Below are 25,261 nucleotides of genomic sequence, written 5' to 3'. Positions count from 1 at the left end.
CCGAAATTAAAATATATCAAAAGGGAAACAAAGCCGTATGAGAAAATTAAGCATGGAGGAATTGGATAGGCTGTCCGTAGAAGAATTCAAAAAAGAATCCAAATCCCCGCTCACAATTGTGCTTGACAATGTCAGAAGCCTCAACAATGTCGGGTCTGTTTTTCGAACGGCAGATGCCTTCTTGGTCGAGAAGATTTACCTGTGTGGAATCACCGGTACGCCTCCCCACAAAGAAATCCAGAAGACAGCTCTTGGTGCGACCGAATCCGTCGATTGGGAACACGTCCCTAATACTTTGGACGCAGTGGAAAGACTCAAAACCCAAGGTTTTATCATTTGTGCCTTTGAGCAAGCTGACAAAAGCAAGATGCTGCATGAGTTTACGCCAGAAAATGGAAAGAAATATGCGTTGGTGTTTGGAAACGAGGTATTTGGCGTGGAACAGGATGTACTGAAGGCCTCGGACTACGTGATCGAAATCCCTCAATTGGGCACAAAGCATTCGCTTAACATCGCAGTAAGCGCGGGAATTGCAGTTTGGGATTTTGTATCCAAAATGTCTGTTTTGAAGAATTAAGCACAAAAAAAAAGAGGCCACGCAGCCTCTTTTTTCATATATGTAATTGGTATTTGCATTAATCTTCTTTGAATTTGTCCACAATGTACAGGAAAAGATTGAAGGACAAAGTGGAGATTTCCTCTTTCTTGGCGTCTTTCTCCCCCCCTTGTTTAAAAATTGGGTTTTCTTTTTTAATGGGAACCCCAGGCGTCTTTGCTGTGGCGCTTGTCTTGTTCACACCATCAATTGACCCATCCGGGCTGTCAAACTGCTGTACAGATTCCACGTTCTTGGGTCCGTCTGGCATAATCCGATCTTTCTCTCCTTGAGCGAAAGCCGCGAAACCAAATAACAGACAGAAAAACATTGTCAGACTGAACGTCCTGCAACTTTCCAGCAAATAGTTGGCTGTTTGAAACATTATATGTTGGAGGTTTGAGTAGATTGAACAGCTTTTCTTTCGAAAAGTTTCCAAATTTAAGAAAATAAAAATTCTATGCAAACGATTGACTACACTGATTTTCTAAGAATTGAGCTTAAGATCGGGACGATTATCCGAGCAGAAAATTTTGAAAAAGCGAGGAAGCCTGCCTATAAAATTTGGGTGGATTTGGGTGAACTTGGCGTGAAGAAATCTTCCGCCCAAATCACGGATCACTACACGCTGGAATCCCTTATTGGCAAGCAGGTCATGTGCGTTTGCAATTTTCCTCCAAAGCAAATCGCTGATTTTATCTCGGAAGTCTTGGTGACTGGGTTTTCCGACTCCGAAGGCAAGATTGTACTCGCTTCAGTCGACCAAGCCGTACCTAACGGGGCAAGACTTCACTGATCTGGTAGAAGAATCTTAAGGCCTACATCAGTCAGTTCAGTAGAAAAAACCTGCAAATCCCGACAATCTCCTAACCTGACCGAGCCTGTCTTGATATCGAACCTATATTGATGCAGCGGACAGACCACTTCCCTGAAGGGCGTAACGAAGCCTTGGGCCAAGGAAACGCGTCGGTGTGGACAAAAAGCTTCAAATCCGTACACAGTCTCTCCTTTCCTTGTCAGGCAGATTTTCTCTTCTCCTAACTGAACGAGTCTGATCGAATTTTCCGGAACCAACCGCAAAACCTCTTCTTTAGAGTGTCCAAGGATAAATGTTTTCATTCCACGGGCATTATTGATAATTTGGAATTCGATAAACCAAATATAATCAGACCATGAAAGGATACCTTCTTTTACCTCTTTTACTCCTTGCCTTTTTTGTGCAAGGCCAACAAATCGACGGAGCCTGGAAACTCACCCAGCAAAACGGCAAGGCTGTAACCGATAAGGAATACATCAAAATCTACCAAGACGGCTACTTTGCATTTGGGGCAAAGGAAGTAGGAACTAATAAGTTTATCAGTGCAGGTGGCGGCAATTATTCACTGGAGGGGAAAGCCTATCACGAGATCCTTGATTTTTATACCCCAAATCCAGAGTGGGTCGGCAAAACCACCAAATTCGCGTTGGATATCAAGGGCAATAAGATGACGATTACCCTCAACGAAGGCACAAATAAAATGGAAGAAACCTGGGAACGGGTGGGTGATAGAAAGGATGCGCTGACCGCAAATTGGGTGATCACAGGCAGAAAGCAGGAAAACGAAATCAGGCGAAGCACTCCAGGTGCGAGACGAACCATCAAAATCCTCAGTGGCGGCCGATTCCAATGGGTCGCATTCAACTCAGAGACCAAGGAGTTCATGGGCACTGGAGGGGGAACCTACACCGCAGAAAACGGTAAATACACCGAGAGCATCGAATTTTTCTCTCGGGATGATAGCAGGGTTGGCGCCAAGTTGTCTTTCGATTTTCAAGTAATCGACGGCGAATGGCACCACAGTGGGCTCAGCTCCACAGGCAACCCCATCTATGAAATCTGGTCCAAATACAACATCGCCTACAAACCCATCAAATAAGGCAGCAATTCAAACGCGGCAAAAAAACGGCGAAAAAGGGTGGTCATCTCAAATGACCACCCTTTTTCCTGCAGCTGCGGATTCCAATATCGCTTCCACGATCCTAATATCCCTCAATCCCTCTTCTCCCGGCACAGGCATTGGTTTCCCAGCCATGATCGCGAGGCTATCCATATCCATTTGATTGGCTTGCTGCCATGGTACCTGATAGGGAAAATTAATTTCGCCGAGCGGGCTTTTGCCCTTATTACCGGCATAGCCTTGGAACGGAGACATTTCTATCATCCCCTTCTCGCAGCTGATCTTGAGGTGATTGATGTTTTCAAAAAAGGATGTCTTGACTTTGCCGTGTACGCCTCCCGGGAATTCGAGTTCAGCTTCGACCACTTCGCCCAAGCCATTTTTGTAGATTTCGGGACGCTCCGCCCAAACTTTCGCTGATTTGACTGCAATAGGCTCCAAGTTGGAACCAAGACGTGCGCCCTGAATGGAATAGACGCCCATGTCATAGATCACACCGCCGCCCATTTCCTTTTTTTGTTTCCAATGGTCGGTCCTTCCTTCACGATAACCTGCCGCGCAATCCACCGAAAGCACCTTGCCCAAGGAGCCGTCCTTTACGATCTTTTGATAGGCAAGGGTGTTTGGTTCATGCTGACAGCGATAGCCGATAGATAATGTCACCTTGTTGGCCTTACAGGCATCGATCATGGCTTGGCATTCGGCCACGGTGACCGCCATGGGTTTTTCGCACCAGACATGCTTCTTGGCTTTGGCTGCGCGGATGACATACTCCTTGTGCATGGATGGAGGCAAAACCACATAAATCACATCGATATCCGGGTTATCAGCAATCTTGTCAAAGGTCTCGTAGTTGTAGATATTCTTGTCTGGAATCTTGTATTTGGCTTTCCATGCCTCGGCCTTGGCAGGAGTCCCAGTGACGATCCCAGCCAAATAGCAATGTTGGGTTTGCTGCAATGCCGGCGCCAATAGATCTGTCGAATAGTACCCCAAGCCGACGAGCGCAACCCCCAGTTTCTCCTTTTTTGGAGCATTGCTGCACAATAAAATGGAAAGTGGTGACAATAGGCTAATGCCTGCACCGAGCGTGAGGGATTTGATGGTATCCCTTCTTGAAATGTTTTTCATGGCTAAGTAGGTTTAAGAAAAAGGTGTGATTGACTGTCAAGGCTTTAAGGTAGGATATTTTGCGTTAGGCTTCAACTGAAATTAGAGCATTGGTAAGGTTGGCCCATCAAAAAACCGTTTCCCCTTAACGGGAGACAAACAAAAAGTAATGTCTTGGTTTTTCCCACCGAGAAGAAAAAACTTTCTTCTGAACGTGAACAAATCCCAGAATTATAGATCCTCTTCATAGCATACCTTCTTCCAGGTTTGAAAATTGAGTCGGCCGGCCATCGTAATTTCTATTAATTGGTCGGATTATTCAGTAAAAGCTCACAAAAAAAGGGGCAGAAGCCCCTCTGTTTTTCCCACCAACAACTATTTGTCGTTCCCGAAAAACCGGTCGTGAAACTTGTACCGCACATCGTCCAATGCTTTGACGGACTTCGATTCTGTATCGATGAGCATCACCGGCGGATTCGGATCGCTGGCAGTTGCTTTGGGCCATTCGGGAAGATTCGGTCCATTCGGATTTCCGGTTTTGACAAAATTCGTGAAGTTCTCAAACATCGTATCCGAGGTCTTGTAATCATCCGCCGTCCAAGCAAATTCCTTGATTCGCTCCAAGTTGCCCATGGCATATTCTATCTCTGCGGCGTGGGGTGCGCCAAGGTCTTTTGGTCTGGGAGGGGCATTGGAAGGCCGCTTGGAAGTACCGCCTGCGAGCCCGGCCTCCATGCTTTCGTCGACCAATGGCGGACGGATTTTGGCATACAAGTATCGGTAGACCGGCTGATTGGAATTTCTCAAATGCAGATCAAACCACTTCCAAGTACTGTAGGAAATGAACCTGTCTCCCGCCAAAGCCATGGCAGAATAGGCAACTTGCTCTTCCGTGTCGTGGGGATACAATTTCAATACCTCTTCGAAGTCCTTTGGATAGGCCTGCTTGACCTTGGTGATAAAATTCTCCTTGGTATTGGGCAGTCCCTGCATAAATGCCGCTCCCGGGTTCTCTTGGGTATTCCAGCCTAGCAAAAGGGGAACTTGGGCCTGCTCGCGGGCATTGAATATCTCCACCAAGGACTTGGGTAATAGGTAGCCATCCAAAACCACCGGGAATCCAAACCTCCCAGACTCGTTGTACATTTCGTAGATCTCGCGGGTGCTGAGCTTTCGGGCCTCGGCAATGTTTTTTACTCCAAATTTCTTAAAAAACTCCTCACCGATCTTTTCTGCTTCCGCCAGCGGAACCGGTGCCAATGCCGAAACACCTGAACCACTTTCACCAATGGCGCCTGCGATCATATTTCGGGAAAGCGGTGATGCCATCTGATAGCTTACCGATATCGAGCCGGCGGATTCACCAGCAATTGTGATCTTCTTCGGATCACCGCCAAATGCCGCGATGTTGTCATAAACCCACTTCAAACCCAAGGATTGGTCCAAAAGGCCATAGTTGCCGGATGCTTTGTAAGTGGATTCTGCGCTCAGCTCGGGATGGGCCAGGAAGCCGAAGATGTTCAGGCGATAGTTGACCGTAACCACGACAACGCCTTTTTTGGCCATATTTTCTCCATCATAGCGCGGTTCGGAAGCATCTCCCGCCACGAATCCGCCGCCAAAGAAGTAGACCAACACAGGCAAATCCTTTGTATTCCGACTTGCCGGCGTCCACACATTCAGGTACAAACAATCCTCGTTGACGCCGTTGGACCGGGAGTTCATATCGCCCCAGATAAGCTTCTGTACCGGTCTCGGCCCAAAATCCTTGGTCACCAATACGCCAGTCCAGTTATCCATCGGCTGCGGCGCTTTCCATCGGAGTTCCCCTATTGGCGGCTTCGCAAAAGGAATTCCAAAATACTTTTGAACGCCGGTACGGGTATCCAGATTGCCTTCCACTACACCATTATTTGTTGTAATTTGGACAGGAAATCCATCCCTTCCTTGTGCCCACGCGATGCTCGCGAGGCCAAAGACCAAAAGGCTGGTTACAAACATTTTTTTCATGAATGGGCTAGATTTGAGTCTATTGTTACACTGTGAGACAATATAAATTGTTTTCAAACAAAAATCCTATTTATTTGCTATCAAATCGCCTTGCTTTTCATGCCCCTTCCCGAAGCCAATTCCTATTTGTCCCACATTGCCTACGATTCCGTAGTGTTTGGTTTTTCCAAAGGAAAATTGAAAATCCTGCTTATGGAATACCATGCTACCGGTTGGTTTGCGCTGCCGGGAGGATTTGTCCTTCGGGACGAAAACCTCGACGATGCCGTCCTGCGTGGCCTTCGGGAAAGGACAGGAATAGCCGAGATTTACCTCGAGCAATTCCATACGTTTGGGAGTGTGGCCCGATTCCAACCGGCCGTGATGAAGACGATTTTGGAAGCCAATGGCTATACCCTACCTGAGGACTATTGGCTTTTGGACAGGTTCGTGACGGTGGCCTATTATGCATTGATAGACTACGAAAAGGTAACTTTGAATCCTGATTCCCTATCCGATTCGATGGCTTGGTACGATGTCAATGCACTGCCCGAATTGATTTTGGACCATCGGCAAATCGTGGAAAAAGCACTTCAAACCCTGCGCTTCAACTTGGATAGAAAACTGATCGGGGGAAATCTTTTGCCCGAAAAATTCACCATGAACGAGCTGCAGGCGGTCTATGAGGCGATTTTGGGCGAAAAACTCCGTAGGACAAGTTTCCAAAGGAAAATGCTCAGCATGGAGATTCTCGAACGCCACGAAAAACGCTTTAGCGGCAAAAACCACAAGGCACCCTACCTATACAGCTTCAAGCAATAGGAAACACTTCTCGTTAATTTTTCCATTAGGCAGCTTTTTGACCAAACATGTAGCGGCGCTGCAGCGTTTAGCCTTTGTTGGCATGGTTTTTTCACTACGAAAAAAATAATCCCAAACACATTAAACCCTATCGGATAAGTGAAGTCTAACCCGCGTTTATAAAACCAAACATATTCATCTAAACTAATTCAATTACTATGAAAATGCTGATTTCCCTCTCCCTCGTCCTCATTTCTTGGATGTTTACTGAAGCCACAGCTCCTGTCACCGTCAGTACCACTGAAAGTACGATTACCTGGAAGGCCGCCAAAGTCACCGGCGAGCACTATGGCAAAGTGAAGCTTTCCGATGCCAAGATGGACTATGCCAACGGTAAGATCACCGGCGGTTCCTTCGAAATGGACATGACCAGCATCACAGTCGAAGACATCACCGATGCCAACTCCAACAAGAGACTGACAGACCACTTGAAATCTGATGATTTCTTTTCTGTAGAAAAATTCAACAAATCCAGCTTCAAGATCAAAGAAGCGAAATCCAGCAACGGCAAAGACTACCAAATCACCGGAGACCTGACCATCAAAGGCATCACAAATCCCGTGACATTCCCTGCCAAGGTTGAGGTCGTGGGCGGCAAGATCACCGCGACTGCAAAAATCACCTTTGACAGGACAAAATTCGACATTAAATACCGCTCTGGAAGCTACTTCGAAAACCTCGCCGACAAGCTCATCTATGATGAAGTCAGCTTGGACGTGAAGTTGGTTGCCAACAGCTAAGAAACCAAACTATCCGACTATTGAGACCCAGCGCCAAAAGCGTTGGGTTTTTTTGTTTAACAAACATTTGCAATAATTAGAATCCATAGGCAGGGATAGACGAGCGGTTTTAGTAATTTAGCCCCATGGAGTACAAATGGATCATTCGCGAAAAAGCAAACGCCAAAGCCGTCGAATCCCTTGGAAAAGAGATCAACGTCAATCCGATCTTGGCCAATATGCTGGTCAATCGGGCCGTGGATAGCTTCCAGAAGGCGAAGGATTTTTTCCGTCCGGATTTGGATAAGCTCCATGACCCCTTCCTGATGAAGGACATGGACAAGGCCGTCCATCGCCTCCACTACGCCATCCAAAACGATGAAAAAATCCTCGTCTATGGGGACTATGACGTGGACGGGACGACTTCCGTGGCCATGGTGTACGATTACCTGCGCCGGTTTTACGACAAAGTTGATTTTTACATTCCCGACCGCTACAAGGAAGGCTATGGCATCTCCGAGCGTGGTGTCCGCTGGGCGGCGGAAAACGGCTTCAACTTGGTCATTTCGCTGGACTGCGGCATCAAGGCCATCGAAAAAGTCCAGCTCGCCAAAGACCTCGGCGTAGACTTCATCATCTGCGACCACCACACGCCTGGCGATATCCTCCCGCCTGCTGTCGCGATTTTGGATCCGAAGCGGCAGGACTGTGGATACCCTTACAAAGAGCTGAGTGGCTGCGGCGTGGGATTCAAGCTCTTGGAAGCACTGTCCGCTTATCGAAAGGAAGATCCGGCCCGTGTGATGGCTTACCTGGATTTGCTTGCCGTGAGTATTGCCGCGGATATAGTGCCGATCACGGGCGAAAACAGGATTTTCACCTTCTACGGCATTGAGCGGATCAATAACAACCCGAGACCTGGAATCAAGGCCCTGATCTTGCGCAGCAAAATCGAAAAGGACATCGGGATATCCGACATCGTGTTCAAAATTGGCCCAAGGATCAATGCCTCTGGCAGGCTCGAGCATGCCAAAGCCTCGGTCGAATTGCTCATTTCCCAAGATCTTGAAGACGCGCTTGAGCGTGCAGAGCTTGTGGACACGGTGAATGCGGCAAGGAAAAATTTTGACGAGAATATCACGAAAGAAGCCCTCTCCATGATCCAAAGCATGGAGGAAGTATACCAACGGAAAACCACCGTGCTTTTTAAGGAAGATTGGCACAAAGGCGTGATCGGAATCGTGGCCTCCCGCTGTATCGAGAAATTTTACCGCCCGACGATCATACTCACCGAGTCCAACAGCAAGGCTACAGGGAGCGCGAGATCGGTGTTTGATTTCGACATCTACGAGGCCATCAGCGAATGCAGTGATCTACTGGAGCAGTTTGGCGGACACAAGTACGCAGCGGGCCTCACCTTGTCGGTGGACAAGGTGCCTGCTTTCCAGGCGAAGTTTGAGGAAGTCGTCAGCGCGCGGATCGATGAAATCCACCGCATGCCCGTCCTCGAAATCGACGACGAAATCCTCCTCGACCAGATCAATTACAAATTCTACAATATCCTGAAGCAAATGGCACCCTTCGGTCCCGGCAACCCGGAGCCGATCTTTTGTGTCAAACAGGTCTATGCCGAAGACGTGAAAATTCTCAAAGAAAAACACCTCCGATTCAACGTCGTGCAGGATGGGCAGCAAACCAAACCTGTCTGTATCGCCTTTGGCATGGCTGACCAAAGCATCTACCCCGACGAAATCATCATCAAGATGCTCAACCGGAAAATGCGATTTGACCTTGCCTTTGAAATCCGGGAAAATACCTTCAGGAATACAAGTTCCCTCCAACTATACGTGAAAGACATCAAATTTGACTAGTGCATGAAGCTACGGGCAGATCACCTGATCAAGATTTACAAAGGAAGAAAAGTCGTCAACAACCTGTCCATTGAGGTGGAACAAGGCGAAATCGTCGGTCTCTTGGGACCAAACGGAGCAGGAAAGACGACTTCATTTTACATGATCGTGGGACTCATCAAACCCGACGAAGGCGTCATCCACCTGGAAGACCAAGACATCACCAAGCTCCCGATGTACAAGCGTGCCAAGCTGGGAATCGGCTATCTGGCGCAGGAAGCATCTGTATTTAGAAAATTGTCCGTAGAGGAAAACATCCTCGCCGTGCTGGAAATGACCAACAAAACCAAAGCCGAGCGCAAGGAAAAGGTAGAGACCCTGTTGGAGGAATTCAGCCTCACGCATGTGCGCAAAAACCTCGGCATGGTGCTATCCGGAGGCGAGCGCCGTAGGACCGAAATCGCGCGTGCTTTGGCCGTAGACCCCAAGTTCGTATTGCTGGACGAACCTTTTGCTGGCGTGGACCCGATTGCGGTCGAGGAAATCCAAACCATCGTCGCCAAGCTCAAGACCAAAAACATCGGCATCCTCATCACCGACCACAACGTCAACGAAACGCTGTCGATTACCGACCGGGCGTACCTGATGTTTGAAGGAAAACTGCTGAAAGCCGGGACGGCAGAGGAACTCGCAGCCGACGAACAGGTACGCAGGGTCTACCTTGGCCAACATTTTGAACTCAAAAGAAAAGTCTTCACCTGATGGAAGTGATCAACACTTTTATGACCTGGGTCTTCAAGAACCGCATTGGTCAGATCGAGAATTTCATGCACCATCCGATCGCCGTGCAGACGCAGGTTTTCGAAGACTTGATCGAAAAGGCCAAGCGCACCGAAATTGGGAGAAAGTTCCATTTTTCCGACATCAAAAATCACAGGGATTTCGCATCCCAAGTACCCATCCACGACTACGAGCAGATCAAACCCTACATCGAAAAGACCATGCGGGGCGAGCAAAATGTACTATGGCCCACGGATATCTATTGGTTTTCGAAATCCTCGGGTACGACGGGCAGCCGCTCCAAGTACATTCCCGTCTCCCAGGAATCACTGGAAGATTGCCATTTCAAGGGCGGAAAGGACATGCTCTCGCTCTATGTCAACAACTATCCCGACACCAAACTCTTCACGGGAAAAAGCCTCAGCATTGGCGGCAGCCTTGCCAATAATCCCCTGGATGCCGAAAACGACAGCCAAGTCGGGGATATCTCTGCGGTTATCATGCACAATTTGCCTCTGTGGGCACAGTTTGCGCGGACACCAAGTCTGGACGTGGCACTTATGAGCGAATGGGAGTCCAAAATCGAGCGCATGGCCTACGAGGTCATGGACGAAAATGTCGTCAGCATCTCCGGCGTGCCTACTTGGACGGTGGTTTTGATCAGGCGGATTTTGGAAGTCAAAAAGGCGAAAAACATCCTCGAAGTCTGGCCCAACCTGGAAGTGTTTTTTCACGGTGCCGTGGCCTTTGGGCCTTACAGGAATCTCTTTGCGGAGCTGATTCCCTCGCCCAAAATGCACTATGTCGAGACCTACAACGCCTCCGAGGGATTCTTCGGCATCCAAGACCAAAAGGATTCCGACGAACTGCTGCTGATGTTGGATTATGGGATTTTCTACGAATTCATTCCCATGGAAGAATGGGAAAAGGAAAACCCGAAGGTAATCACGCTCGGAGATGTGGAGATCGGGAAAAACTACGCCATGGTCATCAGTACCAACGGCGGACTTTGGCGGTACAAGATCGGTGATACGGTCAAATTCACCCATACCAGCCCTTACCGGTTCAGGATTTCGGGCCGGACCAAGCATTTCATCAATGCATTTGGCGAGGAAGTCATTGTCGAAAATGCCGAGCAGGCGATCCAAAAAGCCGCCGAATCCACCGGGGCGATTATCCTCAACTTCACGGCAGCACCCGTCTATTTCGGAGATTCCAAAAGCAAGGCCGCCCACGAATGGGTGATAGAGTTTGGCAGGATGCCATCGGACAGAGCTGTTTTTTCAACGATACTTGACGATACACTCCGAGCTGTCAACTCGGACTATGATGCCAAGCGGTACAAGGACTTGGCCTTGGTCGCGCCCAAAATCCACTTTGCCGAAGAGGGCTTATTCGAAAAATGGCTCAAGTCCAAAGGCAAACTCGGTGGCCAAAACAAGGTTCCCCGCCTTTCCAACAACCGGGAGTATATTGAGGAGGTTTTGGGGATGATGGGGGTCGGATGATAAAAGGGATTTCACCACTTCTGATTATGCAGGGCACAAAACTTTCAAATACAACTAAACTGCATGCGGAGTACGAAACCCCGCATATTGCAAATGTGCCGTTAGCTGCCGGCGTTTTTAATCATTTCTTCAAGTTTTGCTGTCAACCAAGTTGAGTCGTCCACTTTAATAGTTTGTTTTTTGTCAAGTGATAATTTCGAATTACACATTAACGAATAACGAATATTTTCATCTTCGTCTTCCGATAGAAAAGAAAATATTTCGTCACTTATTTTTCGTTTACGCGCTACTTCAATTCTAATTTTTGGGTCTTTGTCCTTAGCTAATAGCGTAAGAATTTCAATTGGAATTGTTTTGTTGTGAACAACCCAAAGCTTAAAGTCTGGAAATCTTTGAATAATCTCATGCCAAACACCAATGTCCGCAGAGTCGTTTGAAGCCCTTCTTTGCTCATTAATATCTTCACTTTGTCTAAGTTGGACAAATTCGTCTGCACTATTGATCATAACTTTTATTCGAATTATTCTTTCACATTTATTTCGGACTGGTCAAAAGCTCTATTAAAGTCTCGAACTCTTTTAGGATTTTGTTCGAAGTCGCCATTCGTCTACTCTGCCCAAAACATTACATCACGTGGGTCATTTATTGCAGTTTGGATATGTGATTTTAGTTTTTCAATATTTTTGTCCGCTAAAAATATTATGCAGCGAATTATTCTTGGATGATTTAGATAGTCAGTCTTTACTATCGCATCTTTAAAAATTTCAAAAGCAACAGAGGCTTTGTCGCCAAAGTCAGTTTTAATTCTCTCATTTATGTCTGTGATATTGATCATCGAGGTTTCTGTCTATTGCCTGCCGCTAACCTGAATATACCCGAAAAATCACTTCGCCTTTAACTCTGAATTCTGTCGGCTAAGCGAAGTTTTACCTCGCCTCCCCACTATCTCCTAAGATAATAGATTTTGTTCAATCGATGAAAAAATCACAGTCAGCAGCAGCCTGAAAAATCCGGAAACCAACAATCCATTTACATTCATCCGAGAAAAATCTCCCCATCAATTCCCCATCCCTACCGGTGCGAGGTTGTTCATTTGGCGCATGATCCAGGATTGGCGACCACGGATATAGCCGGTCGGTCGGGATGGATTCCAGCGGCGGGGATTGGGTAGGACGGCGGCGATGACGGCCGCTTCGCTGCGGTTGAGCTTGGCAGCGGGTTTTTTGAAATAGGTCTGGGCGGCGGCTTCGATGCCATAGATGCCATCACCCATTTCGATCACATTGAGGTATACTTCCATGATCCGCTCCTTGGACCATAGCAGTTCAATCAGTAGTGTAAAGTAGGCCTCCAATCCTTTTCTCACAAAATTCCTATCGGGCCACAGAAAGACGTTTTTAGCAGTCTGTTGGGTGATGGTACTCGCGCCTTTGATCCGTTTGCCTCTTTTGTTCCCTTGCCAGGCCTTTTCCATCGCTTCCATATCAAATCCCCAATGGTCCAAAAACTTCTGGTCCTCGGCAGCCACGACGGCTTGGGGCATGTGTCTTGAAATCTTGGACATCGACACCCAATCCTTCGTCAGGCGTATATCCTTTTTCTCGTCCCAAGCCTGTTCCCAGAGCCGTATCACCATCAGCGGCGTAATGGGCACAGGCACAAAGCGATAAAGTATCGTAAACCCGATACTCAGGATAAAGAACCAAAGGATGATTTTGAAGATCAATCTGAAAAATCGGCGGATCAGCTTCATGGATATCAGGCAAAGGCGGTGGCTTGGATAAATCTATAATAAAAAACCGAATCTGCCATTTCCCTCAGCTCATCTATGGCCGTTTGCATGGCTTTCACCTGGGACTCGGTCACTTTTCCTTCCTGTACCAAGAGCGGTGCACCGCTACTCATGAGGTTTTTCCAATACTCGAAAACCGTCTTTTTTTCCTCAAGTTCCCTTCCGTCCAAATGGAAACCACCTGAGCGCAGGCTGATGTGGTAATAACCCGCCTCGCGCAGCATTTCTCCCAAGCGGGCACCAACTTGTGGATCTCCGCCGATTTCGACCTGGTATTGGTTGTAGGTCTCCCAATAATCCATGACCTCGGCACGATAGGGATAGGTATAGAAAGTCTTGTTGAAGACCTCCGTAATTGACACCATGGCGCCGGGCTTCAGGAAGGGTTTCATGCTGTGCAGTACTTCGATTGGATTGGGGATATGCTCCAGCACCCAGCAGAGGAAAGCCCCGTCATAGCTTTCCGAAAGCTGCAAGTGTCGGGCATCTTGCTGGACAAAATGCACTTTGTCAGGGCCGTAGCCCAGGGCAGCCATATTTTCCAATGCCTTGGAGATCTGCTTTGTTTCGTACTCGACGCCTGTGATCTCCAGGTGCGGAAAGCGTCTGAGCAAAATCTCTGTTTGCGCACCCACACCACTGCCGATTTCGAGCAGTTTTTTCACCCCCGAAAAATCGATGAAATCGTAAATCGGATTTTCGATGACCAGGGCCTGCTCGCGGAGCCTTTCCTGCTCTTCGTCGAGGTAGCCATGGATGTACTTAGTTGTGGTTGATTCGCTCATGAGCGGTGCTATTTTCCGCAAAGAAATGTGTTTTTTGGGGCAAATTAAAGTGCGGCGCTACAGCAGAATCAAGGATTGGCAACTTTCTTCAACACGACAGGTTCTTGGAGTTTGGAGGTCAGAATCTCCATGAAATATTTCAAATCCGGATAGATGTCGGGGTAAATGAGGCTGGACTTCAGTGCGATTGTTACGTTGATATTTACTTGGTTGGAAAGGGGCGTAATGTCATAAGTGAAGACTGCACTGCCAGTCGGGATCGTGAGCTTGACAGCCTCGGGGTAATCATCCAATTCGTATCCTTCAGGGATTTGGATTTGGGCGGAATAATTGTCGCTAAACGTGTAAAGAAAATCCACGGGAAACGTCCTTGTCGTGGATTGGAAAGGATTTTCATCCCAGCGCATAAAGGTAAAGGGTTTGATGAATTGCATATCGGCATCCATGGCCTCGGCTTCCACTACAAACTTGGTATCGAGCTGTTTGCGCGGCTCACTTTTTTGGGAAAAGGTAAAATCCTTGACAAGTAGCGCAGCTTCCTTCCCGAGCAACTCCGCCTTCAGGGTATCCGCAACAGGTTTTTCTTCATTGATCCTCGTCAGCGCATCATAGTCTGTAAACCTGAGGTTGGTTTCGAAAACAAGACGGTTTTCAGCATTTGGCTTGATGCTGACGATTTGGGAAATGCCGGAGCGGTGGGTGATTTGAAGTGGGATCAATCCGCTGCCTTCTTCGAGCATGATATACCCATGGTTTGCATGGAATCTCAGGGGAAGATACCCAAATGGACGCGCAGGATTGGTCACATCGAGGTAGTAGTCTTTTCCGTCAACTTTTGCGAATACGATCAATTGGTCAAACTGGTCCAAGAAAGGCGTGTCGACCAAGCGTGAATGCCCGTTTCCTTTGCTGCTGATCATCAGCGGATAGGCTGTAATCCCATTGGCTTTCAATGCTGCCATCAGCATCAAGTTCATATCCGGACGGGACCCCTTTTTTGTTTCGATGAGTGACTTCAATGTCTGGGAAGGGAAATTACCGTCCCTTTCGTTGTAAGAGATTGATTTTTGGACCCAAGCATAAATTTCCTTTGCCTTTTCCAGTTCGGCTTGGTCCTGTTTGATCGGAATTACGAAATAGTCTTTCTGCGAACCTTGGGGCTTCATGTACTGAGCAAATTTTTCTAATCCCACGATAAACTTGGTCAGCTCCTGCCAAGTACCATAGGTGTCTTTGTAGCCCGACTCTCCCCCGTAGGAACCAGAATTGATAAATGCGTATCCGGCCAACTGGAAGCTTATTTTTTCGAAGTAATCCGCATAGTTGGTCATCATAGGTTCTGGCTTGACCGAGTTCAGATCAGTCACAGTCCACTCATAGAGCCCGTCTCCTTTTACAAAATTGCATGCAATGGTTTTTTCGCCCTGTGGCAGGTATCTGTAGTTGAAGTAGGACGGAATGCTGATTGTGTAGGTCGAGCGCAGCGTGGGGATATCATTGTGAAAAATCCATGGATCCAGAAAACTAACACTTTTTGAGATTTTGGTGTACGAATATTCCAGGATGGAGCCTTGTTGCACGTTTTTCAACGAAAACCGGACTTCCTTCCAGCCATTGCCAAGATCAGCCTCAAAAAAATCCTCCTTTTCAAGTTTGGTAATCGACATATTCGGACCATCAAAATTGACTGTGTGGGCATTGAGTCTCACAATATCCTCGATTTTGTCTTTGGCATAAAACTGCAGCTTTACGTTCGCATTGTCTTTGCCCGACTCTTTCAATATTTTTACCCTTCTGTGTATATCCGATCCCAAGACTCCGCCGGTAAATGAGTTGAAACTCACTTCAGCAAGTACCACAGCATCAGCACCGGGTTCGAAGTCTACTTCCTTAAGATCGATTTCTTCTTGGCTGAACTTTCCGAATTTGAGGTTTTGGGCGAATGATATGCTTGTAAAAAGGCTAAACAGCAGCAGCGAAAGAAATGGCTTGATTCTCATGGCATTTCGGATTTTTTCAGGATGATGGTTTTTTTGAACTGGTCGTTGATTTTGTTAACCAATATGGCTTTGTCTTCTTTCCCGAGTGGCTCGGGACTGTGAACGAACAAACTACTTTTGACGATCAGCTTGTTTTCTACAAGTTGAGAAGAAAGGTTATAGTCAAAAAGGTTGTCCTGATGTTTGAATTCACCGATTCCCGACTCGAGAGAAAGGTTTGGCAAAAGCGTGATTTCGAGGCTTTCTTCCCAGTTAAGGTTGCCTTCTCCCAAAAAATCTGCGTCCATTTTCTTCCAATGTGTCGGCAGTATCACCCGCTTGGCAGTCTGCTGTGCAAACCGCTGAACGATCCCTGAATAATCGATTGTCGTGCTGGGGACTTCCCTGCTGGCGATGTTTTGCAGTGTGAAGTTGGCGATGATTGCACCACTTCCCGCCGCTTGGGAATTCAGGTAACTCTTTTTTGTATTCTCATCCGCATACCGCTCCAATGCCCAAAAAGGAATAGCGGGAAAACCTCCATAGGTATTGGAACCTGAGAAGTTCGCATCGCCATTTGGCTGGAGTTCGAGGCTATAGTTGTTTCTCACTTGATGGAACTTGGCCTCAGCATATTTGGGCGTGCGATCCAAAAATCCCCCATCTTCGGTGATCACAAAAACATCTCGGTCTGAGGTAAAATTTCCAGAAAATCCAGCTGGAAGAAAATCATTTGTACATTCCAACCAAATCACATCATCACCGATTGGAACCCGCAGGAATGCGTGATTGAAACTGTGTACGGGAAAGTCGGGTGCAAGCGGCCGCTTCTTTTTGTCGTCAGCAAACACCAAGGCATATTGTGCGTTGATACCGACCTCCCTAAGCATACCTTTCATCAAGGTTGAAAGGCCTTTACATTCCCCGTATTTTGTTTCTAAGACATCTTCCGCCTTTCGTGGTTCCCAGCCGTCGATACCGAGGAAAATCACCAAGTAGCGGAAGTTCTTTTGGAGATAAGAATAAAGCCTACTGACTTTTTCGTAATCGTCGGTAGCCCCTTCCACCATTTTGTGTACTTCCGCTTTGAATTGCTTGGGTAGTTCGTCTTTTCCGGCAATCAATTGGGCGTAAAATTTCCCAAATCCCTCCCAGGTCCGCATATCCGAGGAAATTCCATCCAGTGAAAACCGCGCCGGTGCAAATTGCACCCACGGATAATCCTCTCCAGGATTGGGTGCTTTGGGCTCCATCTGCTCAAAAACCCACTTCAATTGAATACTTCCTTCGCTCACTTCTTTGGCTGGACCTTTTTCGAAATTCATCTCCCTAAAACGCAATCCAACGCTCGGTGGATAGGAAGCAACCACCTCGGCCTTGACGACCTTTTGGTTCCAATATTCCTGTGGATCCCAAGAATTGATAAAAAAATTGTCCAGGCTGCTGTGTTCTGCGATTATTTCAATCTTGCAGGGAATCGGGAAGTTTCTCGCATCGAAGAATTTTTCCCTATCATCTTGATACAAACTGATGTCGCTAATCAAAGAACGCTCACCAAGGTCCTTCAATTTAAACTTCTTGACTACCTTTCCTGTAATGAGGTCGGTCACCGTGGCATCAAATGCAAGCAACTTATTTCTGGAATTCTGATGGAATGAATAAGCGGCGTGATCAAGTCCATTTGCATTTTTTATGATCAAGACGTGGTGCTTCCTATAAAGAACTGACATGTCATTTCCAAGGGTAATTTGATCATGCCTGGTTATTTCGGAGAAGGCTGCCACCTCTTCTTGGGCAGTTGCCTGAGAAAAAACACCGGAAATAAATGAAGCGATAAAACAAAGGGAAAAGATAGCACGCATACTGGCTGGGTAACTATCCAAATTTATCGATGTAGTTGAATTAAAAAAATAATCCTGTGGGAATTTTTTTCTTTTTTGATTAAGGCGTCAGATTGCTTCCCAGCTTAACAAAGGATTTGTGTGAGCCTCAAAAAAAATATTTTTTACCTTTATTTTTTCAAACAGACTTTTGTCATGAGCATCATCACTATTGGAAGTTTTGAGGATTTCGAAAAATATGTAGGTCAGGAACTCGGAGTCTCCGATTACCATCGGATTACGCAAGAGCAGATCAACCAATTTGCCACGGCAACCCTGGACCATCAGTGGATTCACACGGATCCGGCGCGCGCCAAGTCCGAAGGTACTTTTGGGGATACGATTGCCCACGGTTACCTCACACTTTCCTTGGTTCCATACTTGTGGGACCAAATCATCCATGTCAACAACCTCAAGATGATGGTCAACTATGGTATCGAAAGCTTGAGATTTGCCCAAGCTGTCCTGGTCAACAATGAGGTCCGTCTCAATGCCAACCTCAAAAGCCTCGCAAATCTAAGGGGCACTATAAAGGCGGAGGTAAATGTCAAGTTGGAAATCAAAGACCAGAAAAAACCCGCATTTACTGGCGTACTCGTATTCCTATACCACTTCAATTCCTAGCAAAACACCTCGCCACTCTTCCCAATCCACCCATCAATTTTTGTATTTCTTTCTCTGTCAAATCTTCTTAGATTCAGACCATGGAGAGAAAAATTGCCTTGGTCACAGGAGCTACCTCGGGAATAGGGAAAGCCACAGCAATCGCACTTGCAAGACTTGGATACGACATCATCGCCACAGGAAGACGACAGGACCGATTATCCGCGCTATCCGATGAACTCCCCCAAGGAACCCGACTTTTGACCTTGCAATTTGACGTACGGGACAAAGAAGCGGTTTTCGAAATTTTGGGCAATCTACCCGAAGAGTGGAAACAAATAGACGTCCTAATCAACAATGCCGGCAACGCCCACGGTTTTGACCCGATTCAAACGGGAAGCGTCGATGATTGGGACGCCATGATGGATATCAATGTGAAGGGCCTTTTGTATGTATCCAAGGCGATCATTCCCGGCATGACCCAAAGAAACCGCGGGACAATCGTGAATATTGGATCGATAGCGGGTAAAGAAGTCTATCTCAACGGCAATGTCTATTGTGCTTCCAAACACGCCGTCGACGCCCTGACCAAAGGCATGCGCATGGATCTTAATCCTCACGGTATCCGCGTGATTGGGGTACATCCTGGACTTGTCGAGACGGAGTTTTCCCTAGTCAGATTCAAGGGAGATGCGGAGAGAAGCAAGTCAGTGTACAAGGGCTATGAGCCTCTCACCGCGGAAGACATAGCAGATACCATCGCATTTGCAGTGAGCAGGCCCCCACATGTGGTCTTGGCTGATATTGTCATCCTGCCAACTGCACAAGCTGCTGCTACTTTGGTCAAAAAGAACTTATCATGAGATGATGAATAACCTGCTGCAAATCCTCTTTGTGCTGATTCTACTCGGCTGCGAGTCCAAAATGAACGAGCAGACCGCGACAGGTGTGGTCATGGATGATTTGGTGGAAGTCGGAGGGGAACAGTTCAAGATCGTCTACGAAGTATCCGAGCTCGAGCAAAGTCTCATAGATGGAGGATTGGTTGATATCGCAGCAATCATTCCCGGAATATATGTGGACCTCAAGTATTCCACGACGGACAATTTTTTCGGGAAGGACGTCTATGGCGAGCTTACCCGATGCTATGTACAGCCGGTGGTGGCGGACATGCTCCAAAAGGCCCATTCAAAATTGAAAGAAGAGCATCCCGAGCTGACCTTTCTTGTCTATGACGGCGTGCGACCACTTCGGGTACAACAGCTGATGTGGGACAGCTTGGACAAGCCCGACAGCATCAAGCCTCTCTACGTGGCCGACCCAAAGATCGGCGGATTGCACAACTATGGCGTGGCCATAGATTTGACTTTGGCACGGCAAGACACCGGCGAGGCCTTGGATATGGGTACGCCCTTTGATTTCTTTGGCTACGCAGCCTACCCTGACAGGGAAGCCCAAATGCTCCAAGAAGGAAGAATCACCGCCGAACATATCAAAAACCGCGAAATCCTCCGCAAAGTCATGGCACACGGAGGCTTCACAGGGATTGGTTCGGAATGGTGGCATTTCAATGCCTTTTCGCGAAAAGAAGCAGGCGAAAAGTTTGCTCTTATCCGTTGACGCTAAGTCTAGTTGAATCAATCGTTCCAAATATGTATTATATTGGAGTGACCCGAATGAAAATACTGAAACACACATCAATATCACCACCCAAAAAACACCGAAACATGCGCCCCATCCATTTCTTTTCCTTGCTCCTTTCCGCCCTGCTATTGGTGGCAGTTGCTCCTATCGAATCAATGGCACAAGCCCAATTCAGGGCTTTGGTATTCAGCAAAACCAAGGGCTTTCGCCATCAGTCTATCCCCGACGGTGTGGTTGCCTTGAAAAAACTGGCTCGCGACAATCAATTTGAAGTCTACACGACCGAGGATGAGACAATCTTCACCGATGAAAAACTTGCCCGCTACGATGTCATCATCCTGATGAGTACGACGGGGACGATTTTCAATGCCGAGCAAAAAGCGGCTTTTGAAAAATTCGTACGTAGTGGAAAAGGAATCGTCGGAATCCACTCGGCCACGGACACCGAATACGAATGGCCTTGGTATACCAAACTCATCGGGGCACAGTTCAAAAATCACCCCCATATCCAATCCGTAAGGCTTAATGTCATCGACAGGAAACATCCTGCCACCTACCATCTTCCAGAAAAATGGCTTTGGACGGATGAGTTGTATGCTTTCAAAAACTTCAATCCCGACGTACGTGTATTGATCACCGCGGACGAGACTTCCTATGATGCCAAAGATGGCATGGGCGAATTTCACCCGATGGCATGGACGCATGAATATGACGGGGGTCGGATTTTCTACACGGCTTTGGGACATACCGATTGGGCATTTCTCAGCCACGATTTTATGCAACACATTTACGGAGGCATTTGGTATGCGGCCAAAGGATACCCAATTGAAAAATAGAATGGACAAACTCTAATCCACAAGACCTGAGGGATTCAAAAACCCTTCAGGTCTTTTTTTTTAACCCAAAAACCAAATTCCATTTCCTGCCAAAGCATTCCAAAGGGTAAGGGAGGAAAAAACAAAGTACACCAAGCCGAATCCATACACCCAGTTGACCTTTCCCCTCGCCACAAACCAGGCAAAAAGCGGAATAACCTGCAAGGCATGCAATCCGAAAAAATGGGCAATCCGCAGATCCCCGTAAGCCTTGGCCCAGTTCAGAAAGAAAATCCCTTCCTGCCCATCCGGAGCACCAATGGTATGGCCAAGATTGCCCACCATCATAAACCCTTCCAGACTTGCCAAGATAAAGATGAACATGCCGATCTGAAGCCCGCGCTTATAGGATAAGGGCAGGTTTTCTACGGGTCGCAGCAGCAACAGCGCCCATAAAACCATAACGGTATTAACAACGATCGCGATCCCCATCAGCTGGAAAAGGAATGCATTGCCGATGGTGGAGATATTGAAATGCGAAAGCTGACCCCGTGCGGCTTGTCCGATGATGACAATCTGCTCCAATACCAAAGCCAAAATGATGGTGATCTTGATTTTCTGGACCTTCCGGATTTGGGGCAGATAATCCAAATACCAGCCCATTGTCCACAGGAAGACACAAATTGAAATCGAAAACTTCATCGGCTTATGCCAGACGTTGGCTCCGCTGACAAGGCGATCATCGAAAAAGGACAAAGCCAACAATACCGCAAATGCAGTCAAATTGAGCATTCCTGCCCAAAAAAGCGACTTGCTCCTTTTCTTCAGTTCCGAAAAAAAATTCATGGATGGTAAGGGCTTTGATTCAGTTGCCGGGTGTTGGCAGCACGAACAAGCATATATGTCAAAAGCCCAACTGGCCCCATCATAAATGTCAAGATCAAACAGGGGAGGACCAGCCAACGACTGATATGTTTGTCCCAAGCATCCTTCGTGATCCACATCCCCACAAACAGGTCAAAGGCCAGGTAATGGATCCAGCCGGCCAAAAGTGCCTCGTCGGATTGGAACAATGCCCTGACTTCAGCAAGTGAGTTGAATCCACCTTCGGGAGTACCCAACAGGGCAGGCAATACATAAAACATGTAAGTCAATCCCAACAACACCAAAACCCCGGTGAAGAGAGTTTGGTACACCCACTTTCGAGGGTAAAACACAAACAAGGCAATCCAGGAAAAAAAGGCCAAGGTACTGGCCATCCCAAAAACAGCTTCCAAGGTCATAGCGGCGGGGGTTTGTTTACAGTGTAATTTATGCAAAAACAAGCCAAACAAAAAACCCCGGGCGGTAAACCAAATCCCGGGTTATATCGACGCCCTTTTCTTCAGCTTTGCAATGTAAAAACCATCAAAGCCGCTTTCCTGTGCCAATACCTTCTCGTCCTCGATCAATTCAAATTCCTTACCTGCGGTAGACGCCAAAAAGGTGTTGACTTGGTCTTGATTTTCGGAAGGCAAAATGCTGCAGGTTGCGTAGACCATAATGCCACCTGGTTTGAGCATGGTCGAATACCGCTGCAGAATGTCCTGCTGGATCGATTGGACCTTTTCGATGGATTCAGGGGAAAGCTTCCATTTGGTATCGGGATTGCGTCTGAGTACACCCAATCCAGAACAGGGCACGTCCAAGAGCAGCCTGTCTGCGGATTCCTTGAGTCGCTTGATGGTTTTGGTACCTTCGATCGGACGGGGTTCGATGATGCTGATGCCATTTCGCCTTGCGCGCAACTTCGTTTGCTGCAGCTTCCAAGCCTCCGTGTCCATGGAAATCACTCTTCCCTTGTCTTCCATCAGGGCAGCCAAATGCAGGGACTTTCCTCCCGCACCCGCACAGGCATCGATGACACGCATGCCCGGCTCTACGTCGAGGGCAGTGGCTACCTTTTGGGAGGAGGCATCCTGTACCTCAAAAAGTCCCTCTTTGAATGCCGGATGCTGGAAAATGTTTTGGCGCTTGGCCAATACCAAGGCATCCTTGTAGCCCCGAGGCAGGTAGGTGTCGATATCGTCTGCCGCGAGTCTTTGGCGCAAATCCTCACGGCTTATCTTAAGGGTATTTACCCGGAGCACGACTTCCGCCTGCTGGTTGAGCGTGTCGATTTCTTTTTCCCATTTTTCCCCCAATTGCTTGCTCCCCATCTCATCCAGCCAATCGGGGATAGATTGGAGAATGGCGCGGTTGTCCAGCTGCCTGTACTTCCGGGATATATGGTCAGGATGAAGACCTTTGAATTCCCTCCAATCCGGGAGCGTCCGGTCATGCATGAGCCAATACGTGCCAAAAAGATGGTACAAATCCCCGCTTGGACTCAGGTATTCGATCAGTCGCCTCCAGCGCACCATGTCATAGACCGTCTCCGCAATAAACCCGCGGTCTCGGGCGCCCCATTTTGGATTGGACTTCAATACCTTTTCGATCACCTTGTCGGCGTACCGGTTTTGATGGAAAACCTCATCGATAGCCTCGACCACCGCCCTGACCAAATTGGGGAAAAGCTTCATTTCGTTTCAAGTAAGCTGCAAAGATAAACAGAATTGAACGGCTGGAACGGAAAATCCCAAAACCGATATTTTTCCTAATTTTGCGGCATCCAATTTCACAGCCATTTATGCTTGACAAATTACAAGCTCTCAAGGACAGGTTTATCGAGGTAGGCCAGTTGATCATCCAACCGGACGCCATGTCGGACATGTCCAAGTACACCAAGCTCAATAAAGAGTACAAAGACCTGGAAAAAATCGTCACGCTCTACGACGACTACAAGCTGGTCCTTGACAATATCGACAGTACCAAGGAAATTCTGGAAAAGGAAAAGGATCCTGATTTTCGTGAAATGGCCAAAGCTGAGCTCGACGAACTGCGGCAAAAAGAGACGGAATTGGAAGAAACCATCAAGCAGGCGCTAATTCCAAAAGACCCGAACGATTCCAAGGATTCCATTCTAGAGATCCGCGCAGGTACGGGAGGGGATGAAGCGGCGATTTTTGCAGGCGATCTGTTCCGAATGTACCAGCGATTCTGCGAAAAACAAGGATGGAAACTCACCGTCCTTGATTTGACCTTTGGCTCGTCGGGTGGATACAAGGAAATCATCAGTACGATCACAGGCGCGGACGTCTACGGCATGATGAAGTACGAATCCGGCGTGCATCGCGTACAGCGCGTGCCCGCTACAGAGACACAGGGACGCGTACATACATCCGCAGCAACAGTGGCCGTTTTGCCCGAAATGGACGAGGTAGAAGTGAACATCAATATGAATGATGTCCGTAAAGATACCTTCTGTTCCTCGGGGCCGGGTGGTCAGTCGGTCAACACGACTTATTCGGCGGTTCGTCTCACCCACCTTCCTTCGGGATTGGTCGTGACTTGCCAAGACGAAAAATCGCAGATCAAAAACTTCGAAAAAGCGCTAAAGGTACTTCGCTCGAGGTTATATGAAATCGAGCTCGAAAAACACAACGAAGCCGTCGGCGCACAGCGCAGATCCATGGTGGGCAGCGGAGATCGCTCTGACAAGATCCGCACCTACAATTATCCCCAAAGCCGCGTGACCGACCACCGGATCAACAAGACCGTGTACAACTTGCCGGATGTGATGGATGGCAATATCGAAGATTTTATTTCAGCCCTACGGCTCGCGGAAAACCTTGAGAAAATGAATGCGGGCGGCGTGGAATAGTAAATTCCAAGCATATCAGGTGGAAAAAGACCATTTGAAAATGCCTGAAGTTTCTCCCGAGTTTTCGAGAAAAACCTGTCAAACTTGGCGTTTTTGGAGTATATTGAAAAGAGAAATCAGCAAGTAGATGAAAATCATAGGAAAAGGAAACGTTTGTCTGAATACTTGGCACGAGGGACATTTCCACCATTTGTACCCGATCGCCAACAACCCAAAAATCGCCAAAAACCTCCGCGACAGTTTCCCTTCGCCCTATACCATCCACGACGCGCGTCACTGGATAGAGCACAACCAAAAGTTTAACCCCCCTCAAAATTTTGCGATCGAGTATGAAGGTAAGTTGGTCGGCTCGGTAGGCTGCGAAATTGGAAAAAACGAGCTGAGGACCAATATGGAAATCGGGTTTTGGGTCGGCGAAGCTTTCTGGGGAAAAGGAATTGCATCACAGGCGGTGCAACTTTTTGTCGAATATGCCTTGGAAAAATTTCCCGAGATCAAGCGGATTTACTCCCAAGTCTACGATTACAATGTGCCCTCGATGAAAGTGCTCGAAAATGCGGGATTTGAACCTGAGGCCATTCTCCGCCATGCCTACATCAAAGACGGAAAAATCGGTGACGTATTCCAATACGTCATCATCCGCGAAGAGGTAGAGAAATATTTTGACTAGTC

Annotated in this window: 27 protein-coding genes; 14 read left to right on the top strand and 13 right to left on the bottom strand. The window is 47.6% G+C overall.

What is annotated here, in order from left to right; genetic code table 11:
- Window positions 1-37: 37 nt before the first annotated feature.
- Window positions 38-577: an RNA methyltransferase gene (locus L0U89_RS05300; RefSeq protein ID WP_234860578.1), complete on the top strand. Its 540-nt coding sequence runs from the start codon at window positions 38-40 to the stop codon at window positions 575-577.
- A gap of 58 nt (window positions 578-635) precedes the next feature.
- On the opposite strand, the gene L0U89_RS05295 is transcribed toward L0U89_RS05300, so the two are convergent.
- Window positions 636-980 carry a hypothetical protein gene (locus L0U89_RS05295; RefSeq protein ID WP_234860577.1) on the bottom strand — a complete coding sequence of 115 codons (345 nt, stop codon included), beginning with the start codon at window positions 978-980 and terminating at the stop codon, window positions 636-638.
- A gap of 75 nt (window positions 981-1,055) precedes the next feature.
- On the opposite strand from L0U89_RS05295, the gene L0U89_RS05290 reads away from it, so the two are divergent.
- Window positions 1,056-1,391, top strand: a complete 336-nt coding sequence (locus tag L0U89_RS05290) for a tRNA-binding protein (protein ID WP_008624463.1) — start codon at window positions 1,056-1,058, stop codon at window positions 1,389-1,391.
- On the opposite strand, the gene L0U89_RS05285 is transcribed toward L0U89_RS05290, so the two are convergent.
- Complete coding sequence (locus tag L0U89_RS05285; protein ID WP_234860576.1) at window positions 1,385-1,714, bottom strand: Rieske (2Fe-2S) protein; 330 nt, start codon at window positions 1,712-1,714, stop codon at window positions 1,385-1,387. The two genes, L0U89_RS05290 and L0U89_RS05285, sit on opposite strands and share 7 nt — an antisense overlap.
- A 53-nt stretch (window positions 1,715-1,767) precedes the next feature.
- Here L0U89_RS05285 and L0U89_RS05280 point away from each other — a divergent pair, with 53 nt between their 5' ends.
- Window positions 1,768-2,511, top strand: coding sequence for a DUF4488 domain-containing protein (locus tag L0U89_RS05280; protein WP_234860575.1), 744 nt, complete (start codon window positions 1,768-1,770; stop codon window positions 2,509-2,511).
- 48 nt (window positions 2,512-2,559) lie between these two features.
- Here L0U89_RS05280 and L0U89_RS05275 read toward each other — a convergent pair whose 3' ends face one another.
- Window positions 2,560-3,663, bottom strand: a complete 1,104-nt coding sequence (locus L0U89_RS05275; protein ID WP_234860574.1) for a Gfo/Idh/MocA family protein — start codon at window positions 3,661-3,663, stop codon at window positions 2,560-2,562.
- A 354-nt stretch (window positions 3,664-4,017) separates the two neighbouring features.
- Window positions 4,018-5,652, bottom strand: a complete 1,635-nt coding sequence (locus L0U89_RS05270) for a carboxylesterase/lipase family protein (RefSeq protein WP_234860573.1) — start codon at window positions 5,650-5,652, stop codon at window positions 4,018-4,020.
- Between the two features lie 99 nt (window positions 5,653-5,751).
- Between L0U89_RS05270 and L0U89_RS05265 the strand changes: the two genes are divergently transcribed.
- From L0U89_RS05265 to L0U89_RS05245, 5 genes are all read left to right on the top strand, one after another.
- Window positions 5,752-6,453 (top strand): NUDIX hydrolase, encoded by a 702-nt coding sequence (locus tag L0U89_RS05265; protein ID WP_008624476.1) that lies wholly within the window; start codon window positions 5,752-5,754, stop codon window positions 6,451-6,453.
- Window positions 6,454-6,656: 203 nt separating this feature from the next.
- Window positions 6,657-7,232, top strand: coding sequence for a YceI family protein (locus L0U89_RS05260; RefSeq protein WP_234860572.1), 576 nt, complete (start codon window positions 6,657-6,659; stop codon window positions 7,230-7,232).
- A gap of 125 nt (window positions 7,233-7,357) precedes the next feature.
- A complete protein-coding gene (gene recJ, locus L0U89_RS05255) occupies window positions 7,358-9,082 on the top strand; it encodes a single-stranded-DNA-specific exonuclease RecJ (RefSeq protein ID WP_234860571.1) in 1,725 nt (574 codons plus the stop codon).
- Between the two features lie 3 nt (window positions 9,083-9,085).
- Window positions 9,086-9,823 (top strand): LPS export ABC transporter ATP-binding protein, encoded by a 738-nt coding sequence (gene lptB, locus L0U89_RS05250; protein ID WP_008624485.1) that lies wholly within the window; start codon window positions 9,086-9,088, stop codon window positions 9,821-9,823.
- Window positions 9,823-11,349, top strand: a complete 1,527-nt coding sequence (locus tag L0U89_RS05245) for a GH3 auxin-responsive promoter family protein (RefSeq protein ID WP_234860570.1) — start codon at window positions 9,823-9,825, stop codon at window positions 11,347-11,349. The genes lptB and L0U89_RS05245 overlap by 1 nt, the downstream gene beginning before the upstream one ends.
- Window positions 11,350-11,450: 101 nt before the next feature.
- On the opposite strand, the gene L0U89_RS05240 is transcribed toward L0U89_RS05245, so the two are convergent.
- The 6 genes from L0U89_RS05240 to L0U89_RS05215 form a co-directional block, all read right to left on the bottom strand.
- Window positions 11,451-11,855, bottom strand: a complete 405-nt coding sequence (locus L0U89_RS05240) for a hypothetical protein (RefSeq protein WP_234860569.1) — start codon at window positions 11,853-11,855, stop codon at window positions 11,451-11,453.
- Between the two features lie 101 nt (window positions 11,856-11,956).
- A complete protein-coding gene (locus tag L0U89_RS05235; RefSeq protein ID WP_234860568.1) occupies window positions 11,957-12,184 on the bottom strand; it encodes a hypothetical protein in 228 nt (75 codons plus the stop codon).
- A 222-nt stretch (window positions 12,185-12,406) separates the two neighbouring features.
- Window positions 12,407-13,102, bottom strand: coding sequence for a monofunctional biosynthetic peptidoglycan transglycosylase (gene mtgA / locus L0U89_RS05230; RefSeq protein ID WP_234860567.1), 696 nt, complete (start codon window positions 13,100-13,102; stop codon window positions 12,407-12,409).
- Between the two features lie 5 nt (window positions 13,103-13,107).
- On the bottom strand, window positions 13,108-13,926 hold the full coding sequence (locus L0U89_RS05225) for a class I SAM-dependent methyltransferase (protein ID WP_234860566.1): 819 nt from the start codon (window positions 13,924-13,926) through the stop codon (window positions 13,108-13,110).
- A 68-nt stretch (window positions 13,927-13,994) separates the two neighbouring features.
- Window positions 13,995-15,926, bottom strand: a complete 1,932-nt coding sequence (locus L0U89_RS05220; protein WP_234860565.1) for a DUF3858 domain-containing protein — start codon at window positions 15,924-15,926, stop codon at window positions 13,995-13,997.
- Complete coding sequence (locus L0U89_RS05215; RefSeq protein ID WP_234860564.1) at window positions 15,923-17,635, bottom strand: transglutaminase-like domain-containing protein; 1,713 nt, start codon at window positions 17,633-17,635, stop codon at window positions 15,923-15,925. Before L0U89_RS05215 ends, L0U89_RS05220 begins: the two co-directional genes overlap by 4 nt.
- 306 nt (window positions 17,636-17,941) lie before the next feature.
- On the opposite strand from L0U89_RS05215, the gene L0U89_RS05210 reads away from it, so the two are divergent.
- From L0U89_RS05210 to L0U89_RS05195, 4 genes are all read left to right on the top strand, one after another.
- A complete protein-coding gene (locus L0U89_RS05210; RefSeq protein WP_008624496.1) occupies window positions 17,942-18,409 on the top strand; it encodes a MaoC family dehydratase in 468 nt (155 codons plus the stop codon).
- An 80-nt stretch (window positions 18,410-18,489) separates the two neighbouring features.
- Window positions 18,490-19,251 carry an SDR family NAD(P)-dependent oxidoreductase gene (locus tag L0U89_RS05205; RefSeq protein ID WP_234860563.1) on the top strand — a complete coding sequence of 254 codons (762 nt, stop codon included), beginning with the start codon at window positions 18,490-18,492 and terminating at the stop codon, window positions 19,249-19,251.
- Window positions 19,252-19,255: 4 nt separating this feature from the next.
- Window positions 19,256-20,008 carry a M15 family metallopeptidase gene (locus L0U89_RS05200; protein ID WP_234860740.1) on the top strand — a complete coding sequence of 251 codons (753 nt, stop codon included), beginning with the start codon at window positions 19,256-19,258 and terminating at the stop codon, window positions 20,006-20,008.
- Window positions 20,009-20,115: 107 nt separating this feature from the next.
- Complete coding sequence (locus L0U89_RS05195) at window positions 20,116-20,868, top strand: ThuA domain-containing protein (protein WP_234860562.1); 753 nt, start codon at window positions 20,116-20,118, stop codon at window positions 20,866-20,868.
- A gap of 60 nt (window positions 20,869-20,928) precedes the next feature.
- Here L0U89_RS05195 and L0U89_RS05190 read toward each other — a convergent pair whose 3' ends face one another.
- The 3 genes from L0U89_RS05190 to L0U89_RS05180 all read right to left on the bottom strand — a co-directional run bounded on the left by L0U89_RS05190 (window position 20,929) and on the right by L0U89_RS05180 (window position 23,408).
- Window positions 20,929-21,693 (bottom strand): hypothetical protein, encoded by a 765-nt coding sequence (locus L0U89_RS05190; RefSeq protein ID WP_234860561.1) that lies wholly within the window; start codon window positions 21,691-21,693, stop codon window positions 20,929-20,931.
- Window positions 21,690-22,130, bottom strand: a complete 441-nt coding sequence (locus tag L0U89_RS05185; RefSeq protein WP_234860560.1) for an ABA4-like family protein — start codon at window positions 22,128-22,130, stop codon at window positions 21,690-21,692. Before L0U89_RS05185 ends, L0U89_RS05190 begins: the two co-directional genes overlap by 4 nt.
- Window positions 22,131-22,211: 81 nt before the next feature.
- The gene (locus L0U89_RS05180) at window positions 22,212-23,408 is read right to left on the bottom strand and encodes an RsmB/NOP family class I SAM-dependent RNA methyltransferase (RefSeq protein WP_234860559.1); all 1,197 of its coding nucleotides are present in this window, start codon (window positions 23,406-23,408) and stop codon (window positions 22,212-22,214) included.
- 107 nt (window positions 23,409-23,515) lie between these two features.
- Between L0U89_RS05180 and prfA the strand changes: the two genes are divergently transcribed.
- On the top strand, window positions 23,516-24,589 hold the full coding sequence (gene prfA, locus L0U89_RS05175) for a peptide chain release factor 1 (protein ID WP_008624513.1): 1,074 nt from the start codon (window positions 23,516-23,518) through the stop codon (window positions 24,587-24,589).
- 127 nt (window positions 24,590-24,716) lie between these two features.
- Window positions 24,717-25,259: a GNAT family N-acetyltransferase gene (locus tag L0U89_RS05170; RefSeq protein ID WP_008624515.1), complete on the top strand. Its 543-nt coding sequence runs from the start codon at window positions 24,717-24,719 to the stop codon at window positions 25,257-25,259.
- The last annotated feature ends 2 nt before the right edge of the window (window positions 25,260-25,261 follow it).

Origin of the sequence: Mariniradius sediminis, from assembly GCF_021491425.1 — a bacterium.
GTDB lineage: Bacteria > Bacteroidota > Bacteroidia > Cytophagales > Cyclobacteriaceae > Mariniradius > Mariniradius saccharolyticus.
This window is presented reverse-complemented; position numbering and strand designations above follow the sequence as displayed.

Excerpts from the sequence above, each read along its gene's own strand:
- L0U89_RS05205 (WP_234860563.1), top strand. The coding sequence starts at position 18,490 with ATGGAGAGAAAAATTGCCTTGGTCACAGGAGCTACCTCGGGAATAGGG.
- L0U89_RS05295 (WP_234860577.1), bottom strand. The coding sequence starts at position 980 with ATGTTTCAAACAGCCAACTATTTGCTGGAAAGTTGCAGGACGTTCAGT.
- L0U89_RS05275 (WP_234860574.1), bottom strand. The coding sequence starts at position 3,663 with ATGAAAAACATTTCAAGAAGGGATACCATCAAATCCCTCACGCTCGGT.
- L0U89_RS05180 (WP_234860559.1), bottom strand. The coding sequence starts at position 23,408 with ATGAAGCTTTTCCCCAATTTGGTCAGGGCGGTGGTCGAGGCTATCGAT.
- L0U89_RS05220 (WP_234860565.1), bottom strand. The coding sequence starts at position 15,926 with ATGAGAATCAAGCCATTTCTTTCGCTGCTGCTGTTTAGCCTTTTTACA.
- L0U89_RS05245 (WP_234860570.1), top strand. The coding sequence starts at position 9,823 with ATGGAAGTGATCAACACTTTTATGACCTGGGTCTTCAAGAACCGCATT.
- lptB (WP_008624485.1), top strand. The coding sequence starts at position 9,086 with ATGAAGCTACGGGCAGATCACCTGATCAAGATTTACAAAGGAAGAAAA.
- L0U89_RS05210 (WP_008624496.1), top strand. The coding sequence starts at position 17,942 with ATGAGCATCATCACTATTGGAAGTTTTGAGGATTTCGAAAAATATGTA.
- mtgA (WP_234860567.1), bottom strand. The coding sequence starts at position 13,102 with ATGAAGCTGATCCGCCGATTTTTCAGATTGATCTTCAAAATCATCCTT.
- L0U89_RS05270 (WP_234860573.1), bottom strand. The coding sequence starts at position 5,652 with ATGAAAAAAATGTTTGTAACCAGCCTTTTGGTCTTTGGCCTCGCGAGC.
- L0U89_RS05215 (WP_234860564.1), bottom strand. The coding sequence starts at position 17,635 with ATGTCAGTTCTTTATAGGAAGCACCACGTCTTGATCATAAAAAATGCA.
- L0U89_RS05300 (WP_234860578.1), top strand. The coding sequence starts at position 38 with ATGAGAAAATTAAGCATGGAGGAATTGGATAGGCTGTCCGTAGAAGAA.
- L0U89_RS05195 (WP_234860562.1), top strand. The coding sequence starts at position 20,116 with ATGCGCCCCATCCATTTCTTTTCCTTGCTCCTTTCCGCCCTGCTATTG.
- L0U89_RS05290 (WP_008624463.1), top strand. The coding sequence starts at position 1,056 with ATGCAAACGATTGACTACACTGATTTTCTAAGAATTGAGCTTAAGATC.
- L0U89_RS05265 (WP_008624476.1), top strand. The coding sequence starts at position 5,752 with ATGCCCCTTCCCGAAGCCAATTCCTATTTGTCCCACATTGCCTACGAT.
- L0U89_RS05225 (WP_234860566.1), bottom strand. The coding sequence starts at position 13,926 with ATGAGCGAATCAACCACAACTAAGTACATCCATGGCTACCTCGACGAA.
- L0U89_RS05190 (WP_234860561.1), bottom strand. The coding sequence starts at position 21,693 with ATGAATTTTTTTTCGGAACTGAAGAAAAGGAGCAAGTCGCTTTTTTGG.
- L0U89_RS05285 (WP_234860576.1), bottom strand. The coding sequence starts at position 1,714 with ATGAAAACATTTATCCTTGGACACTCTAAAGAAGAGGTTTTGCGGTTG.
- L0U89_RS05240 (WP_234860569.1), bottom strand. The coding sequence starts at position 11,855 with ATGATCAATAGTGCAGACGAATTTGTCCAACTTAGACAAAGTGAAGAT.
- L0U89_RS05200 (WP_234860740.1), top strand. The coding sequence starts at position 19,256 with ATGAATAACCTGCTGCAAATCCTCTTTGTGCTGATTCTACTCGGCTGC.
- recJ (WP_234860571.1), top strand. The coding sequence starts at position 7,358 with ATGGAGTACAAATGGATCATTCGCGAAAAAGCAAACGCCAAAGCCGTC.
- L0U89_RS05235 (WP_234860568.1), bottom strand. The coding sequence starts at position 12,184 with ATGATCAATATCACAGACATAAATGAGAGAATTAAAACTGACTTTGGC.
- L0U89_RS05280 (WP_234860575.1), top strand. The coding sequence starts at position 1,768 with ATGAAAGGATACCTTCTTTTACCTCTTTTACTCCTTGCCTTTTTTGTG.
- L0U89_RS05185 (WP_234860560.1), bottom strand. The coding sequence starts at position 22,130 with ATGACCTTGGAAGCTGTTTTTGGGATGGCCAGTACCTTGGCCTTTTTT.
- prfA (WP_008624513.1), top strand. The coding sequence starts at position 23,516 with ATGCTTGACAAATTACAAGCTCTCAAGGACAGGTTTATCGAGGTAGGC.
- L0U89_RS05260 (WP_234860572.1), top strand. The coding sequence starts at position 6,657 with ATGCTGATTTCCCTCTCCCTCGTCCTCATTTCTTGGATGTTTACTGAA.
- L0U89_RS05170 (WP_008624515.1), top strand. The coding sequence starts at position 24,717 with ATGAAAATCATAGGAAAAGGAAACGTTTGTCTGAATACTTGGCACGAG.